Source organism: Candidatus Blochmannia festinatus (nom. nud.) (assembly GCF_059936355.1).
In genome coordinates this window covers 138,876-158,589 of sequence record NZ_CP012116.1, presented here as the reverse complement: position 1 = coordinate 158,589, position 19,714 = coordinate 138,876, and the positions used below count along the sequence as shown (strand labels likewise).

Genomic DNA, 19,714 nt, shown 5'->3' with positions numbered 1-19,714 from the left:
TACTATTTCCTCAATAGAAATTCAAAACAATTAATACAAAAAAATTTAATTTAAATTGACAATAATAAATAGTTATATTATGACAATATACAAGCCTATTTCCCATATAATAAGATTATTTTATTTATCAAACATATTCAATATATACTTTGCATTTCATCATAACACACTATAATATACTTGTTATTATTAGAATAATAGTATTTTATATGATTTATAGTTGACAAATTATATTTAATTAGATTTAATTAAGTTTAATGTAATAATTTATTATTATACAGATATCAAATACCTTAATATTAAAAATTAACACTATTGTATTAATAGGTATTTAACCTGTTTCTCAACATTTCATCAAAAATGAATATTTTAATCCTATGAAGAAACAAGTAATTATTTTTGACACAACTTTACGTGATGGGGAACAATCTTTACAAACTAGTTTGAAAGTTAATGAAAAACTTCAAATCGCTTTTGCATTAGAAAAATTAGGAATAGATATAATAGAAGTTGGATTTCCAATATCTTCTCCAGGAGACTTTAAATCAGTACGAACAATAGCACAACAAATAAAAGATAGTACAATATGTGGTTTAGCAAGATGCGTGGAAAAAGATATTGACATAGCAGCTGAAGCTTTAAAAATCGCACAAAATTTTAGAATACATATATTTTTACCAACATCTAACATACATATTACATCTAAATTAAGAAAAAATTTTAATCAAATTATAGAAATGACTATTCATTCAATACAATATGCAAGAAAATATACTGATGATATTGAATTTTCTTTTGAAGATGCAGGACGTACTTCAATAGATAACTTATGCCGTATAGTTGAAATTGCTATACAAGCTGGAGCTAAAACGATTAATATCCCAGATACTGTCGGATATACTACTCCATATCAATTTGGAACAATTATTACTTCTTTACACAACAAAGTGCCTACTATTGATAAAGCCATAATCTCTGTTCATTGTCATAATGATTTAGGAATGGCAGTTGGAAATTCTATTGTTGCTATACAAGCTGGAGCCCGACAAGTTGAAGGAACCATGAATGGTATTGGAGAACGAGCAGGAAATGCCGCCTTAGAAGAAGTAATTATGGCTATCAAGATACGTGCAGATATCCTACATGCGTATACTAATATACATCATGAAGAAATTTATAATACATGCAAAACAGTCAGTCAATTATGTAATATACCCATCCCATCAAATAAAGCAATAATTGGATCCAACGCATTTTCTCATTCTTCAGGTATTCATCAAGACGGAATCTTAAAAAATAGAGAAAATTACGAGATTATGACTCCTGAAAGTATCGGATTAAAAAAAATGCAATTAAACTTAACATCTAGATCTGGAAGAGCAGCAGTAAAATACCATATGAAAAAAATGGGTTATCAAGATAAAGATTATAACATGGATAAATTATATAATGTTTTTCTAAAATTAGCTGATCAAAAAGGAAGAGTATTTGATTATGATTTAGAAGCATTGGCTTTTACAGATAATTCCCATGATCAAATAGAATATTTTAAAATAAAATCCTTTAATATTCGTACTGATTCATCTGGAGTATCCGAAGCCTGTATTGAATTATATTGTGGCAATCAAAAATACATATATTCCTGTTCAACAATAGGAACTGGACCAATTAGTGCAATCTATGAAGCATTAATAAATATCACAAAATTACCTATAAGTTTAGAAAAATATACACTTCGTTCTAAAGGTTACGATCGTGATGCCTTAGGGCAAGTCAATGTTGTAATATCATATAAAAATCGAAATTTTCATGGTATAGGATTATCTGTGGACATTATTGATGCATCAATTACAGCTATAATTCAAGCTTTAAATAATATTTGGCGTACAAAACAAATTATAAAAAACCGTGTATATGATAAACAACATAATGAATAATAACTAATACTTTAAACAATGTAAAAATATTTATGAAAGATAACTACCGAATTGCAATATTACCAGGTGATGGTATAGGACCAGAGATTATAAAGCAAGCTCTTAAAGTAATAAATACAGTAAAAAACAATTTTAAAATTAATATTACTACTACAGAGTACAAAATAGGTGGAAATGCAATTAATTCAGAAGGCACTCCCCTTTCCGACAATACCATAAAATGTTGTGAACAATCGGACGCAATATTATTCGGAGCGGTTGGAGGACCTCAATGGGATCATCTGCAAGGAATTGAAAGACCGGAATATGGAGCATTGTTAACCTTAAGAAAATATTTTAATTTATTTGTTAACTTAAGACCTGTATATTTACCTAATAAATTAATAAATTTATCTCCCATAAAATCAAAAATTATTTCTAATGGATTGGATATTGCATGTGTTCGAGAATTAACAGGAGGTATTTATTTTAGCCAATCTCGAGGACGATCTGGAACAGAATTAAAAGAACATGCATTTGATACTGCTATATATCACCGATTCGAAATTGAACGTATTGCTCATTTTGCATTTAAATTGGCTCAAACAAGACGAAAACATGTTACCTCTGTAGATAAAGCTAATGTATTGAACACCTCTGTTTTATGGAGAGAAACAGTATCAAAATTAGCCACACATTATTATCCAAATGTTCAATTACAACATTTATACGTAGATAATGCTGCTATGCAATTAATTCGAAATCCATCTGGATTTGATGTCATTTTATGCCCAAATTTATTTGGAGATATTTTATCAGATGAATGTGCTATGATTAGTGGATCAATAGGAATGCTACCCTCTGCTAGTCTTAATGAAAATAATTTTGGATTATATGAACCAGCCGGAGGATCTGCACCAGATATTGCTGGAAAAAACTTAGCTAATCCTATAGCTCAAATTCTTTCTACTGCTTTATTATTTAGATATAGTTTACAGTTAGATCATATCGCTAAAATTATTGAACAAGCAGTATATTCTGCATTAACATTAGGATATCGTACTCCAGATATATCTACAGAAAATAATCAAGAAAACGTAATAGTAGGCACTAATGAAATGGGTGATATTATAACTTCATTAATATATAAAATACAAAATAAATAAGAGGTATTATTATGGGGCATTCACTGTATCAAAAAATATATAATACACACATAGTACACGAAGATAAAAATGATGTACCTATATTATATATTGATCGTCATTTGTTGCATGAAGTCACATCTCCTCAAGCTTTTGAATCTATTAGAATTAAGAACCGTAAAGTTAGAAAACCTAATAAAACTTTTGCTACTATGGATCATAATGTTCCTACTATCTTAAAAGATTTTAATTTAATTAAAAAAACAGCTCGAATTCAACTAAACCAATTAACTAAAAATTGTAAAGATTTTGAAATTAAATTATTCGATCTAAATCATCCTAATCAAGGAATTATTCATGTTTTAGCTCCAGAACAAGGTATTGTGTTACCCGGAATGACAATTGCATGTGGAGATTCACATACTTCAACTCATGGAGCTTTCGGAGCTTTATCTTTTGGTATTGGAACATCAGAAATAGAACATGTGTTAGCAACGCAAACTTTACGTCAACCTAGACATAAATCTATGAAAATTAATTTATTTGGAATAATGCCTCATAAAATTACAGCAAAAGATCTTATTTTATTTATCATTGGACAAGTAGGAAATGGAGGAGCATTTAATCATATAGTAGAATTTTCTGGAGACATTATTAAAAAATTAAGTATGGAAGAAAGAATGACTTTATGTAACATGTCTGTTGAAATGGGAGCTGTTTCTGCTTTAATAGCTCCAGATTCAATTACTTATAATTATCTAAAAAACAGAAAATTTTCCCCTACTAACAAGAATTGGGAACAAGCTCTCATATATTGGAACACTTTATACTCAGATGACGATGCTTATTTTGATAAAATATTTAACTTTGATGTATCCTATATTAAACCTCAAATAACTTGGGGAACTAATCCTAGTCAAGTAATTTCTATTGATCAACCTATACCAAAATTAGAATCTTTTAATAATCCTATAGAGCGGCAATCTGCAGAACAAGCACTATACTACATGAAATTAAAACCTGATACTTATTTAACAGATATTCCAATAAATAAAGTATTTATAGGATCATGTACTAATTCAAGAATTGAAGATTTACGATCTGCTGCTAACATTATTAAAGGTTATAAGATTTCTGATCATATTCAAGCGATAGTAGTTCCTGGATCTAAATTAGTCAAAAAACAAGCAGAAAAAGAGGGATTAGATTCTATATTTTTAAAGGCAGGATTCGAATGGCGTTTACCTGGTTGTTCAATGTGTTTAGCTATGAACGATGATAGATTAAGCAAAGGAGAACGATGTGCTTCCACAAGTAATAGAAATTTTGAAGGAAGACAAGGAAGAGGAGGATTAACTCATTTAGTAAGCCCAGCAATGGCAGCAGCTGCTGCCATTGCTGGGCATTTTGTTGATATTCGCACATATTTTATCAATTAACACAAACTGCTGAGAAAAAATATGAACATCACTACACCATTTAATAAACATACAGGAATTATATTGCCTTTAGATATTGCTAATATTGACACTGATTGTATTATTCCCAAGCAATTCTTACAAAAAACTACCAGAGATAATTTTGGAAAATATTTATTTTTTAATTGGCGTTTTTTAGGAAACACAACTAAAACTCTTAATTATAATTTCATACTGAATAATTCAAATTATAAAAACGCTAGCATTTTATTAACTCAAAAAAATTTTGGATGTGGTTCCTCTCGAGAACATGCAGTATGGGCTCTTGTTGATTATGGATTTCGAGTAATTATAGCGCCAAGTTTTGCAGACATTTTTTACAAAAATAGTTTTAATAATCGATTACTACTTGCAATATTACCAGAACTAGAAGTAAATTTTTTATTTAAAGAAATAGAAACATACACTAATGAAGTAATGAGTGTAACTGTCAATTTATACACTAAAACAATATTGACTAAAAATAAAAAATATTCATTTCAAATAAGTGATTTTCATAAAAATTTTATGATTAACGATTTAGACAAAATTAATCTAACTTTAAAATATCACTCAACAATTAAAAAATATGAAGATAATCAACCTAATTTCTTTAAATAAAGACTCAAATGATAATGTTATTTATACTATAAACTCAAAAATATTTATACTTTATAAACCACCCTATTATATTCATATAAACATAATTTATTAAAAATATTAATATATTAAATAATATTATAATAAATAACATATTATGTTTATATTTATAAGTAAACTTATACAAATTAGTATTTTTATATTATGTATAACTTAACAATAAATTAATGATACTAAAATTATACCGTACAATACAATTTATCAGTTTAATTTATTTAGCACTCTATACGCAAGCATCACTAACTCACAATTCTCAAAATAATCTATATTATTTAAATACATCACAAATTTTACAAAATAACAATTTCAATACTAAAACACATTTATATACAACAATACATATTCATTCCGATAAAATAGAAATTGATTATCCTAAAAAAATTCAATTTTTCGGTAATATCAATATTAAACAAAATAATGATACTATTAAATCTGATAAATTAACAATTTTTTATTATCACAATAATTGTAAATTATACAAACCAATACTATATGCTGAAAATAATGTATGTTTTCAAAATAATTATATTCAATTAAAAGGATCTTCTGCTCAATTTAATTTAAATAACAAAAAAATAAAATTTTACAACAGTGAGTATTATATATTTAAATCGAATATTCGAGGAAAAGCAGCATGTATTATTCAAAATGAACACTATCGCTATACCATTTTAAGTCAAGGAAAATTTACTACATGTTCTTCTAATAAAGATACCTGGAATATAATAGGTTCAAAAATAGTTTATGATCATCATAAAAATAACATTGATATTTGGGATGCACGCTGTACAATAAAAAAAATTCCGATATTTTATAGTCCGTATTTATCTTTTTCTTTGGACAAAAAAGAAATTGTAGAGTCTTATGTTCCTAATATCAAATACAGTGCAAAACATGGAATAATATTAGAAATACCATACCCTTTGATTTTTTCAAAATATTATTCTGGAGTTATTTCTCCATGTTTTATATCTAATTCAAAAATTAAATTAAAAACTAAAATACATTATTCATTAAAACCAGGATTTGGGTTCATTATTGCAAATATTATAAAAAATAATTCAACATACCCTTCTTATGTTTCCTGTTCTAATATATTCTATAAATTATACTGGAAACATAATGGATTTATATGTAACAAATGGCATTGCGATATTGATTACATAATAAACAACAATTCTGATTTTTCTTTAAATAAGAAAACCACAAAAATAAATACTAAATTACCTGACAACAATATTATAAATCAGAAAATTCTTTGTTATTACAACAATAAACACTATAAAATAAACCTATTTTATCTGAAAAACGATAACTTTTATGTCAACAAAATACACCAAAAAAAGTACCCAATTTATAAAGCATCTCCACAATTAGAATTATATATATACTCTAATCTCTACAAAAAATTACTTTACTTTCAAATATTTAATCAATTTTCACAATTTATCCCATCCCATTATATTTATCCTACATCAATAAGAATGCACACAGAACCAACAGTAAATTTTATAATAAACAACTTCTGGGGCAAATTAAACGGAGAAGCAAAACTTAAAATTACACATTATCAACAAAATAATATCAATTATTATAATTCACAACAAGATAAAATAAATTATTTACAAAAAAATATAAATCGAATTATTCCTCAATTTAAAATACAAGGAAATATGATTTTTCAAAAAAAAACAAACACCTCTAAACAATATAAATACTTTTTAGAACCAAAATTTCAATATTTATATGTTCCTTATCATTTCCAAAGAAATATTGGAATATATGATACTAAAATGATTCATACAACTTATAATAATTTATTTTATAATTCTATATATAGTGGACTAGATCGAATAGAACCTTCTAATCAAATTACAAGTAGCATAACCGCTCGATGCCTTGAAAAACATAATGAATTATTTTACCTATCTATAGGTAATATTTTAAGCATAAAACAACACAACTTTTGTACACATTACAACAATATCTATAAATGTTATTTTCATCAATTTATTCAAAAATTTTTATTAATTTCCGGAATGGGACATTGGAATATAAACAATTACTGGAATATACATTCCGAAATACAATACTATATCCCTATTAATGAATTTTATTTTGGTAACATTATATTAGAACATAACAAAAAAAATAAACATATATTTCAAATAAATTATAAATATATTAATTCAAAATATCTAAAAAAACACTTAACTCATCCTAATTCGTCAATATATCACCAAACAATTTCTCAATTAGGAGCTATTATTTTTTGTCCATTATTAAAAAATTGGACAATAAGTTATTCGCAATATTACAATACAAAATATAATCATGTTATTAATCAAGCTATAGGAATACAACGATTTAATCCTTGCTGGATTTTTACCATATTTTTTGAACAAAAAATTATTAACTGGAATAATGCATTAAATACTGGACTATATGACAAAAAAATACAATTTTACTTTAAAATAAATAATTCAAAATCTAAATTTTATCTAAATCCCTATAAACTTTTACAATCTAGTATGATACCCTATATTAATAATATGTAGTGCAAAACATATTATTACAACATTAATCCATAATTATTTGTATATATAATGAAATACATGCAATTATTATTTTTAATTTTATTTTTATTGCAAACAAATACAACGTATTGTACTGAACAAATTACAGATAAAATTGTAGCTTTAGTTAATAATAATATCATTCTGCACAGTGATGTTTTAAATAAAATTAATATCATCAAATTAAATCCGTCCAATTTTACACATTATCTTATTCAAGATAAAAATCTATACCATACTGCATTAAACCAATTAATTATAGATAATCTAATTACTCAAATAGCAAATAAAAAAAATATTAATATAGACTATAATCAAATTGATAATATAATTGATCATATAGCTTCTTCTAGAAACATGACAACCCATCAATTTCTTTTAAAACTAAACAAATATGGATTAAATTATAAACAATATTGCTCAGAAATACGTCAAGAAATACTCAATAAACTTATATGTAATCAAACTATATACCAACGTATTAATATTTCTTCATATGAAATAAATAAAATAATTCAACACTCAAACTTCATTGATATTAATAAAAAATTTAAACTAATACACACTATTATTGAATTACCTATACATCCATCATTAGATCAAATTAATATTTCAAATAATTTATCAAAATTATTAATACACACGATAAAATCTAAAAAAAATACTCAAAATTTAATACATACATATTACAATAACAGTATTTTCCCAAGAATTACAGTAAATAAATCATCATGGATTTCGTGGAAAGATATCCCAATGATTTTCGATCAATATTTACAAATAGTTAAAGCAGGTGACATTATTGGGCCAATTCATTCACATGATGGTATTCATATCTTGGAAATTCAAGATATACGTTCTGAAAAAACTATTTTTCCAATCATTAGAGTAAAAATAAATAGTATTTTATCCAAAAATATATCTGACATACAAGATGTAAAAAAACAATTACTTAATATTAAAGAAGAACTTAAAAACCGAAATATTACATTTGATCTAGTAATTAAAGAAAAATCAAAAGATTTTTACTCTGAAAATTACGGTGTTTTAGAAAAATGGATAGATTTAAACAACTTTAATTTATCAATACAAAAATCCTTGCTTTCTCTAAAGAAAAATCAAATTAGTGATCCTATGTATATTTTTGATACATGGGGTATAATTAAATTAATAGATATTGAAAAATTAAACTATTCTGAAATAATACGAGAACGTGCTTATTTATATTTATTAAGCCAAAAATTTAATGAAAACTTAAATAACTGGATTTACGAATTAAAATCTGAATCATACATCAAAATTCTTAATAAAAATGACTATTTACAACAAAAAACACCATAGAATTATCATCACTCCAGGAGAACCATCTGGTATCGGGCCAGATATAGTTGTTATGGCTATTCAAAAAAAGTGGCCTGTGGAATTAATTATATGTGCAGATGCTAATTTATTACTAGATAGAGCAAAAAGAATCAATCTGCCATTAAAATTATGGCCATACCATGTTGATAAAAAAATATTTCCATTCAAACCCGGAGAATCATCTATATTAAACGTATCATTATTTAGTTCCGTTATTCCAGGAAGATTAAATATAGCTAATAATCATTATGTGATTAATACCTTAAATAGAGCTACCAAAGGTTGCATAAATGGAGAATTCTCAGCTATAGTCACTGGTCCAATAAATAAAGCTATTCTAAACAAAGGAGGAATACCGTTTTATGGACATACTGAATTTTTTGCTAAAATTAGTGATATAAATACACCACCTGTAATGATGTTAAGCAATGATACATTAAAAGTAGCATTATTAACTACACATATTCCTATCTCTTCTGTATCAAAATCTATTACTCAACAATCTATTCATAATACCATCAGTGTTCTTGTAACAGGATTACAAAAATATTTTAATATTTTACGCCCTAAAATTTATGTATGTGGTTTAAATCCACATTCTGGAGAATCAGGATTCATTGGGTCAGAAGAAATTGATATTATTATACCTGCTTTAAATAATTTAAAAAAATCAAATATTAATTGTGATATTACCGGACCTTTATCTGCAGATACTATTTTTCAAACACAATACTTACGTCATGCAGACGTGATCTTAGCTATGTACCATGATCAAGGATTACCTGTACTAAAATTTTCTAGACCTGGAAAATCTGTCAATATTACATTTGGATTACCTTTTATTAGAACTTCTGTTGATCATGGTAGTGCCTTAAAATTAGCTGGTTTAGGTATTGCGAATGCTAATAGTATAAATATCGCTATCAATACCGCTATTAATATGATAAAAAACTCTAGTAATTATGCAAAAAATACAATACAAACAACATATAATTAAAAAAAAATGGGGACAAAATTTTTTAAAAGATCAACATATAATTGATTCCATTATTGATATATTTCAACCTCATCAAAATCAAGTTATAGTAGAAATTGGGCCAGGCTTAGGAGCTTTAACTAAGCCAATACTAAAGTTTGTTGATTTTTTAACAGTAATAGAACTCGATTCTCTTTTAACTAAAAAACTTTTAAAAATTTTTAAAACTAAAAAATTAAAAATTTTAAATACAAATGTCATGAAAGTAAATTTTTTTCATCTTATTTCTCCAAACTCTAATCAAAAAATTCGATTAATAGGAAATTTACCATATAATATCGCTACAAAACTAATCATATATTTATTTAAATATACTGATATTATTTTTGATATGCATTTTATGTTACAAAAAGAAGTAGGTCAGCGAATTATAGCGCAACCTAATAATAAGGAATACGGAAGATTAAGTATTATGACTCAATATCACTATAAAGTATCACCATTGTTGGAAGTATCAAAAACATCATTTATACCCATTCCAAAAGTAGAATCTATGATGATAAAATTTATTCCTTATCATACATATACTCCTTATCCAATTACTGACATAAAATCACTATCTTTGATTACTCAAATTGCTTTTCACCAAAGACGAAAAATGATTAAAAATAGTCTATCTTCACTTTTTAATATAAAAGAAATAAAACAGTATGGTCTTGATATTAAATCAAGACCAGAAAATCTAACTGTTCAACAATTTTGTCTGCTTGCAGATATCTTACGTAACAAATGCTAATAATGTTGATTAAAAAAACAAAATTGTTATAATTAGTACAAATATTAATTACTTATTTTATAAAGTAACAATCAGGCATTATATATCATTAGTATTATAGGTGACAATGACTACTTATTTTGTTGGAGATGTACATGGTTGTTATACAAACTTAAGAAATATATTAGATCATGTAAATTTTGATCCAAATATTGATTTTCTTTATCTTACAGGAGATCTAGTTTCCAGAGGTCCAAATTCGTTAGAGGTACTGCGTTTTATTAAAAGTTTAAAAAAGAACGCTTGTGCAGTACTAGGCAATCATGATTTACATCTGTTAAAAACATATTTTTATGAAACAAAAAAAAATCATCACTTCGAGGATATTCTTAATGCTTCAGATGTAGATGAATTAATATATTGGTTACGTCATCAACCCATACTTTATATTGATAATAATAAAAAAATATTAATGAGTCACGCTGGAATTCATCCTAAATGGAGTATTAATCAAACAAAATTATATGCTCAAGAAATAGAAAATATCTTAATTAGTAATCAACCTATGTTATTATTTTTAAATGACACACAAAAAAAAGATACAATAGAAACTTACAATATTCACATTAACCAATTAAAAAAAATACAAAACAATCTTACTGCATTCACTAAAATGAGATATGTTTACTTAGATGGAACTTTAAATTTAAAATATAAAGATCTTCCTCGATTTGCTCCACCAAATATATATCCTTGGTTTAATTTATCGAAATTAACAACTATTACTGGATATAGTATAATTTTTGGACATTGGGCATCATTAAACAATACCAAAATTTCTGATAAAATTTATGGATTAGATTCTGGTTGTTGTTGGGGAGGAAAATTAACTTTATTAAGATGGGAAGATAAAAAAATTATACAAGAATCTTGTGCTCTTACTCTATAATTCTATATTACAGGATTAATATAAACTTATTAATAACGATCAAGAATTTTAAAATTCAAACTATAAATCCGATTACTTCTAGATTTAAATGTTTTATAAACATTATATGTTATATTCCAATCTCTTCTTTTATAATGAGGAAACCATGTATCACCATACTTATAGATAACATTAATATATGTCAAATACATCCTGGTGCATTGTGGAAAAAACAAATTGTACAATGATTCTCCTCCTATAATCATAATTTCCTTATTTTTATTCATTAAAGATCTTGACAATGCCTTATAAGGACTATTTACAAAAATAACACCATTTTTTATATCGCTATTTAACAATTGATTACTTAATACTACATTTATCCTTTTGGATAACGGTTTTTTTCCTATGGATTCAAACGTTTTTCTACCCATAATAATTACTTTATTAATAGTATGATATTTAAACCAATCTATATCTATAGAAAAACGCCAAGGAATAATATTTTTTCTTCCAATAACATGATTAATTGTCATTATAGATATTAAACTTATCATATATTACTCATTATAAGTATACTTTAAAACTAACTTTGATCAAAAATCACTTATACTTACATAAAAACTTTTTTACTTTTTTATTATAAAATTTGATTTCAATATAAAAAAATTATATAAAATCATAATATAACTAAGTTAAATAGAATTTTTAATTAATTAAACTAATATGCGTGTCTTGAATAGACCTAATATATTTTGTAGGGTCTTCATCAATAGACATAACAATAGCCACTCCTCCTTTTACTGTAGTACTATAATGAATAGTACTTTGTAACGCCATACTTCTTAATAAAATAGAAGAATTATTATTAATTTCATCATAACATATTGTAGAACTATTGTTAGTTGTGTCAATTACATAATTATATTTTCCATCCTTCATTTTATTAAATAAATATGAAAAATTCATTACATTTATTTTTTTTATCATTTTAGAAAAAATACCTACATTTTTTAACATATCTGCAGTTTTTTCAGTTACTTCTAACATAAAACCTTTTTTAAGAAATTTAACAACTAAATCTATTATCTCAAATTTTAAATCTTTCTCAGAAAAAGATAATAATACACAACCTTGATGATAATTATTTTGTTTAATTTTAAATTGACTGCTGCTTAGTACAGCTTTAGCAAAAGCTTCTTCAAAAGTACGACCAATTCCCATCACTTCTCCAGTAGATCTCATTTCAGGACCTAATTTCGGGTCAACATTTAAAAATTTATTAAAAGGTAACACCACTTCCTTTACTGAAAAATAAGGAGGAATAATTTCCTTAATAATTTTTTGATCTGATAGAGATTGTCCAAGCATTACACGAGTGCCAATTTTTGCTAATGCTATATTAATAGCTTTAGAGACAAATGGAATAGTACGAGAAGCTCTTGGATTAATTTCTATAATATAAATTTCATCTTTTTTAACAGCTAATTGTACATTCATTAGTCCCTGAATATTAAAATATAACGCTATTCTTTTTACTTGCTGACGTATTATATTTTGAATATCTTTACTTAAAGTATATGCTGGTAAAGAACATGCTGAATCTCCTGAATGAATTCCTGCATACTCAATATGTTCCATAATACCACCAATAAATACCTGAGTTCCATCACACACAACATCTACATCCACTTCTATAGCATTTTCAAGAAAATGATCCAATAATACCGGGGCATTATTGGATACTTGGATAGCATCTGTTAAATAAAATAATAATTCTTTTTCATTATACACTATCTGCATAGCTCTTCCTCCTAATACATAAGAAGGTCTCACTACAATAGGATATCCAATATCTTCTGCTTTTTTTAAAACTAAATCTATAGAAGTAACCGTAACACTTTTTGGTTGTTTTAACCCTAAATATTTTATTGCACCTTTAAAACGTTCTCTATTTTCTGCTTGATCTATTATATTTGAACCAGTCCCAAGAATAGTAACTCCTCCGTATTCTTCTATAAATTTAGCCAATTTTAATGGAGTCTGGCCTCCATACTGTATAATTATTCCTTTTAATCTATTGATGCGTATAATTTCTAATACATCCTCTAATGTAATTGGTTCAAAATATAAAATATCAGAAATATCATAATCAGTGGAAACAGTTTCTGGATTACAATTCACCATAACTACATTATATCCTGCTTCATGTAATGTCATTGCTGAATGAACACAACAATAATCAAATTCAATACCTTGCCCAATACGATTTGGTCCACCCCCTAAAATCATAACAGTTTCCCTACTATTATCAATAACACTATGCTCACATTCATCATCGTAAGTAGAATACATATATGCAGTATCTGTAAAAAATTCTGCAGCACACGCATCTATATGTTTATATACAGGATGTATATCATATAAATTTCTTAATTCTCTAATTTTATTCTCTGAAGTATTCGTTAATTGTCCTAATCTAACATCAGAAAATCCTTGTTGCTTAAGAAAAAATAAATTTTTTTTATCAAGACACGATATTCCTTTAGATACAACATTATTTTCTAATTGTACAATTTCTTTAATCTGACTCAAAAACCATCGATCAATATGGGTTAATTTAAAAATTTGATCTAAAGACATACCATAACGAAATGCATCAGCAATATACCATAGTCGACTATCACTAGCATACTTAAGTTCATGAGTAATAATTTCAGATACATTGGGATCATTTATGTCAATTTTAGAATTTAATCCAAATATTCCAATTTCCAAAGCACGTATTGCCTTTTGTAACGATTCCTGTTGATTCCGACCAATTGCCATTACTTCTCCTACTGATTTCATTTGTGTTGTTAATAACCTATTATTTTGACCTGGAAATTTTTCAAAATCAAAACGAGGAATCTTTGTTACTATATAATCAATTGCAGGTTCAAAAGATGCTGGAATTCGACCATTTGTGGTATCATTTAATAATTCATCTAAAGTATATCCTACTGCTAATTTAGCGGCAATTTTTGCAATAGGAAAACCAGTAGCTTTAGAAGCTAAAGCAGAAGATCGCGATACTCTTGGATTCATCTCAATAATAACAATACGCCCATTATTTGGATTTACTGCAAATTGTACATTAGCTCCTCCGGAGTTTATTCCAATTTCTCGTAATACCATAAAAGAAGCATTTCTCATAACTTGATATTCTTTATCAGTCAAAGTTTGAGCAGGAGCCACAGTAATAGAATCACCAGTATGAATACCCATAGGATCTACATTTTCTATTGAACACACAACAATATAATTATCTTTAAGATCACACATAACTTCCATTTCAAATTCTTTCCATCCAATTAAAGATTCATCGATAAGTAATTCATGATTAGGTGATAAAAATAAACCACGTTGACAAATATCTTTAAACTCTTCCATAGTATAAGCAATACCACCTCCACTACCTCCTAAAGTAAAAGATGGACGAATAATACACGGTAATCCAATATTTGTAAGAATTAACATTGCTTCCTTAATATCATGAGCAATATCAGACTTAGGAGTGTTTAAACCAACTTTTTTTATAGATTCTTGAAATTTTTGTCTATTTTCTGCTTTATGAATAGAATCTACCGTTACTCCAATAGTAGTAACATTAAATTTTTTTAAAATCCCTTGTTGATCTAAATCCAAAGTACAATTCAGAGCTGTTTGACCTCCCATAGTTGATAATAACGCATCTGGTCGTTCCTTTTGTATGATTTTATGTACCACTTCCCATTGAACCGATTCTATATAAGTTACATCAGCCATATCAGGATCCGTCATAATTGTAGCAGGATTGGAATTTACCAATATTAAACGATATCCCTCTTCACGTAAGGCTTTACATGCTTGAGTCCCAGAATAATCAAATTCACAAGCTTGTCCTATAATAATCGGTCCTGCCCCTAAAACTAAAATACTTTTTATATCAGTACGTTTTGGCATAAACAGTATTCTCAAATATTACTATTAAGATAATTTTTAATTAATTTAATAAAATAATTAAAAATAAATATTGAGTCATGTGGACCAGGACTAGCTTCCGGATGTCCTTGAAATCCAAAAACAGGCTTATTTACGCATTTGATACCTTGTAACGTTCCATCAAATAATGAAATATGAGTTACCTTTAATATATTTGGTAAAGTTTCTATATCTATTACAAAATTATGATTTTGGGTAGTAATCATTACTCTGTTGTTTTCTAAATCTTTAACTGGATGATTAGCCCCATGATGTCCAAATTTCATTTTTATTATTTTAGCACCTAAAGCTAATGCTAATAACTGATGTCCTAAACAAATTCCAAAAATCGGAATATTTGTTTTAAACAAAAAAATTTTAATGACATTAATAATTTCTGAATATTTATTAGGATCTCCTGGTCCATTAGACAAAAAAATACCATCTGGATGCATATTAATAACTTCTTGAGCTTGAGTATTCGCTGGAACCACAGTTAATAAACAACCCAAATCCACTAATATACGCATAATATTATATTTAATACCAAAATCATATACTACAACATGATAAATCAATTTTTTAGAAATAATTAAAGAAGAATTATAATTATTTTGAATATTTACACAACTAGTTCCTTGAGTCCAAATATACTTCTGAGATGTACTTACCTCGTACACTGATTTAAATTGACAATCAACCGAATATTCATAAATCTTTTGAATAGCTAATTGTACTTCTAATAAATTAGAAGAAGTTATAATACAAGCACGTTGTATTCCCTTTTCCCTAATTAATCTAGTTAATTTACGTGTATCTACATTAGAAATACCAACAATGTTGTGTTGTATTAAATAATCAGATAAAGATATTACAGAACGAAAATTACTAGCAATAATTGATAAATTACGTATAACCAATCCTGCTACTTGAACCCGAACCGATTCATTATCAAACTTATTAATACCTACATTACCAATGTTAGGATAAGTTAATACAACTATTTGTCGAGCATAAGAAGGATCAGTTATAATTTCTTGATATCCTGTTATTGAAGTATTAAAGACGATTTCTCCTATTGAATCTCCATTTGCCCCAATCGACTGTCCATAAAACTTATTACCATCTTCTAATACTAATAATGCAGTTCTCAACCAAATACCTCTATACTTTTTATAAATTACTACTCTACAAAATTTCGGTTTTTAAAAACCCTATAATTTATATTAATACAATAATGTATTCCATAATATTACTATATAATAATTATAGTTTAATAATATTAAAAATACAACAAAATATTACTATATACAATACTATCAATTTTATAATTATATATTACACTCTAATACGTCATCTAAATCAAATAATCCTATTTTTGATCGTCCTAACCAAATAGCAGAAAGCACTGCTCCATTTGCAAATATTATTCTGTCATATGCCTGATGAGTTATTTTTAAGTACTCTCCTATTCCAGCTATCAAAACTGAATGTTCACCAACAATATCTCCAGAACGTATTGAATGAATCGTAATATCTTTATATATATTACTACTAAACTTAGATTTTTCTTCATGTGACCCATTATTGCGCTGCATATCTTCAGTCAATGATGATTTACCACATAAATTATTTTTAATAATAGTATTACGAATCATTAAAGCTGTTCCAGAAGGAATATCCTTTTTTTTATTATGATGAGTTTCAATTATATCTATATTTGTAAAATTTCCTATAACTTGCATCTTCATCAATTTTAATAACTTTAACATTATAGCTATTCCCATACTAAAATTAGAAGAATATACAATTCCTATATTCTTAGATGCATCTTTAATTATATCTTGATGAATCTTATTAAATCCAGTAGTACCAATAACCATTCTTTTATTATTTACTATACAAAATTTTAAATACTCCATAGTTGATTCAGGAGAAGTAAAATCAATTAATACATCAAAATCTTTTTTCACTAACTCAATATCATTTGTAACATATATTCCAACATTAGCAATTTTAATAAGTTCTCCTACATCTATATTATAAATCCCAGTTTTCGCTCTACTTATCGCTGCTCCTAAAATAAACTTTCTATTAACTTGATGATCTTTTTGTTGTATAATATACTTTATTATTTCTTTTCCCATTCGACCTGTTATTCCTGTAACAGCAAGTCGTATAGGGGTGTTTTTTATCATAATTAACATACCTACAATTAAAATTTTTAATAAAACCAATATCATTTTGTTTATTATTCTAAATAAAGAATTATAACACAAATAAAATAATAATCTGTTTAAAACTATGTGCAACTTATATATTATCTAATAATAAATTATTTACATACTTTCATTTCTTATTACTTATCTTAATATTGTTGGTATATCAAAAAATATATTTTCTTGCTTCCCAAACATATTCTCAACTATTACATCATATGCATTTATCTCGCACAATTTCTCTAACACCTTTTGCACTAAAATTTCAGGAGTAGATGCTCCTGCAGTAATTCCAATGCTATTTATATTAGATATCCAATTTTTTTGAATATCATTGGTATTACTAACTAAATAAGCAGGTTTTCCAATTTTATGAGCTAATTCTAATAATCTATTAGAATTAGATGATTGAATTGATCCTACTACTAAAATTAATTCTGTAAGCGATGCTAAATTTCTTAGTGCATTTTGTCTATTAAATGTTGCATAACAAATGTCACTTTTTTTAGGTTCCGACATATTAGGAAATCTTTTTCTCAAAATTTTGATAATCTCTAAAGTATCATCTATCGATAAAGTCGTTTGTGTAACACAATAAACATTATCTGGATAATTAATTTGCAACGACCAAGCATCTTTTTTAGATTGAATCAAATATATATTTGTATTCACATCACTAATATGTTCATACTGTCCAATGATTCCTTCTACTTCTGGATGTCCAACATGTCCTATTAAAATTACTTCCATTTTTTTTCTACTAGCACGAAATACTTCCATATGTACTTTGCTTACTAAAGGACAAGTTGCATCAAATACTATTAATTTTTTATTTTTTGCTTGGATTTTTATTTGCTTTGAAACCCCATGAGCTGAGAAAATCAATACAGAACCATCAGGAACATCATTCAAATCTTCAATAAAAATTACACCTAATTTTAATAATTCAGAAATTACATAATCATTATGTACTAATTCATGTTTTACATAAATTGGAGCTTCATAAATCTTTTTTACTTCCTTTACTATATTAATAGCTCTAATTACTCCAGCACAAAAACCCCTAGGAGAGGCTAGTATAATTTTAATAATAAACAATTACCTCCAATATTTAACAAAAATAAAAAATTCTTTATATATTTTATATAATCAAACTCCCTCTTATTTTTTGACATTTACTAAATACACAATCAATTAATTATATTAATTTTTTCATCAAAAAAGTATCTAATGGATAAGAATGTAATTCCTATACAAATTTCTATATCTGCTATATTAAAAACTGGCCAATGCCAATAATTAATATAAATATCTATAAAATCAATTACTGCATTATGAAATATTCGACTATATAAATTTCCTACAGCTCCTCCAATAATCATAGCATATGACAAACTATCACAAAAATAACAATATTTTTTTAGTTTATAAACCGTCATAATTAACATAAAAAGTATAAATATTATTATTCCAATACACATCCATCTGAAATAAATATTATTACCAATGTTAGAAAATAATCCAAATGCTAATCCCGAATTTTGAATATGACAAATATTAATACCAGGCAGTATATGTTGAGTTTCTCCAATAAAAAAATGATTTTTTATCCATTGTTTAGCACTAATATCTAATAAAGCAAAAAATATAGAAAAAGATAACCATACATAATATTTATAAACAAATTTAATTTTCATT

Annotated in this window: 15 protein-coding genes; 9 read left to right on the top strand and 6 right to left on the bottom strand. The window is 26.2% G+C overall.

The window, feature by feature from the left end; translation table 11 throughout:
* Window positions 1-377 precede the first annotated feature (377 nt).
* The 9 genes from leuA (at window position 378) to Bfest607_RS00645 (ending at window position 11,816) form a co-directional block, all read left to right on the top strand.
* On the top strand, window positions 378-1,937 hold the full coding sequence (gene leuA / locus Bfest607_RS00685) for a 2-isopropylmalate synthase (protein ID WP_500838404.1): 1,560 nt from the start codon (window positions 378-380) through the stop codon (window positions 1,935-1,937).
* A gap of 32 nt (window positions 1,938-1,969) precedes the next feature.
* On the top strand, window positions 1,970-3,082 hold the full coding sequence (gene leuB, locus Bfest607_RS00680) for a 3-isopropylmalate dehydrogenase (RefSeq protein WP_500838403.1): 1,113 nt from the start codon (window positions 1,970-1,972) through the stop codon (window positions 3,080-3,082).
* A gap of 11 nt (window positions 3,083-3,093) precedes the next feature.
* On the top strand, window positions 3,094-4,500 hold the full coding sequence (gene leuC / locus Bfest607_RS00675) for a 3-isopropylmalate dehydratase large subunit (protein ID WP_500838402.1): 1,407 nt from the start codon (window positions 3,094-3,096) through the stop codon (window positions 4,498-4,500).
* A gap of 21 nt (window positions 4,501-4,521) precedes the next feature.
* The gene (leuD, locus tag Bfest607_RS00670; protein WP_500838401.1) at window positions 4,522-5,139 is read left to right on the top strand and encodes a 3-isopropylmalate dehydratase small subunit; all 618 of its coding nucleotides are present in this window, start codon (window positions 4,522-4,524) and stop codon (window positions 5,137-5,139) included.
* Window positions 5,140-5,345: 206 nt separating this feature from the next.
* Entirely contained in the window at window positions 5,346-7,736 is a 2,391-nt protein-coding gene (lptD, locus tag Bfest607_RS00665) for an LPS assembly protein LptD (protein WP_500838400.1), read from the top strand.
* Window positions 7,737-7,793: 57 nt separating this feature from the next.
* Window positions 7,794-9,095, top strand: a complete 1,302-nt coding sequence (locus tag Bfest607_RS00660; RefSeq protein WP_500838399.1) for a peptidylprolyl isomerase — start codon at window positions 7,794-7,796, stop codon at window positions 9,093-9,095.
* On the top strand, window positions 9,067-10,113 hold the full coding sequence (gene pdxA / locus Bfest607_RS00655; RefSeq protein WP_500838398.1) for a 4-hydroxythreonine-4-phosphate dehydrogenase PdxA: 1,047 nt from the start codon (window positions 9,067-9,069) through the stop codon (window positions 10,111-10,113). The genes Bfest607_RS00660 and pdxA overlap by 29 nt, the downstream gene beginning before the upstream one ends.
* Window positions 10,079-10,888, top strand: coding sequence for a 16S rRNA (adenine(1518)-N(6)/adenine(1519)-N(6))-dimethyltransferase RsmA (rsmA, locus tag Bfest607_RS00650; protein ID WP_500838397.1), 810 nt, complete (start codon window positions 10,079-10,081; stop codon window positions 10,886-10,888). The genes pdxA and rsmA overlap by 35 nt, the downstream gene beginning before the upstream one ends.
* 106 nt (window positions 10,889-10,994) lie before the next feature.
* Entirely contained in the window at window positions 10,995-11,816 is an 822-nt protein-coding gene (locus Bfest607_RS00645; RefSeq protein ID WP_500838396.1) for a symmetrical bis(5'-nucleosyl)-tetraphosphatase, read from the top strand.
* A 29-nt stretch (window positions 11,817-11,845) separates the two neighbouring features.
* Here Bfest607_RS00645 and Bfest607_RS00640 read toward each other — a convergent pair whose 3' ends face one another.
* The 6 genes from Bfest607_RS00640 to lspA form a co-directional block, all read right to left on the bottom strand.
* A complete protein-coding gene (locus tag Bfest607_RS00640; protein WP_500838395.1) occupies window positions 11,846-12,352 on the bottom strand; it encodes a dihydrofolate reductase in 507 nt (168 codons plus the stop codon).
* 151 nt (window positions 12,353-12,503) lie between these two features.
* On the bottom strand, window positions 12,504-15,779 hold the full coding sequence (carB, locus tag Bfest607_RS00635) for a carbamoyl-phosphate synthase large subunit (RefSeq protein WP_500838394.1): 3,276 nt from the start codon (window positions 15,777-15,779) through the stop codon (window positions 12,504-12,506).
* An 11-nt stretch (window positions 15,780-15,790) separates the two neighbouring features.
* Complete coding sequence (gene carA / locus Bfest607_RS00630) at window positions 15,791-16,951, bottom strand: glutamine-hydrolyzing carbamoyl-phosphate synthase small subunit (RefSeq protein WP_500838393.1); 1,161 nt, start codon at window positions 16,949-16,951, stop codon at window positions 15,791-15,793.
* 177 nt (window positions 16,952-17,128) lie between these two features.
* Window positions 17,129-17,995, bottom strand: a complete 867-nt coding sequence (dapB, locus tag Bfest607_RS00625; RefSeq protein WP_500838392.1) for a 4-hydroxy-tetrahydrodipicolinate reductase — start codon at window positions 17,993-17,995, stop codon at window positions 17,129-17,131.
* A gap of 165 nt (window positions 17,996-18,160) precedes the next feature.
* Window positions 18,161-19,105, bottom strand: coding sequence for a 4-hydroxy-3-methylbut-2-enyl diphosphate reductase (ispH, locus tag Bfest607_RS00620; protein WP_500838569.1), 945 nt, complete (start codon window positions 19,103-19,105; stop codon window positions 18,161-18,163).
* A gap of 101 nt (window positions 19,106-19,206) precedes the next feature.
* Window positions 19,207-19,713 carry a signal peptidase II gene (lspA, locus tag Bfest607_RS00615; RefSeq protein WP_500838391.1) on the bottom strand — a complete coding sequence of 169 codons (507 nt, stop codon included), beginning with the start codon at window positions 19,711-19,713 and terminating at the stop codon, window positions 19,207-19,209.
* Window position 19,714 lies beyond the last annotated feature (1 nt).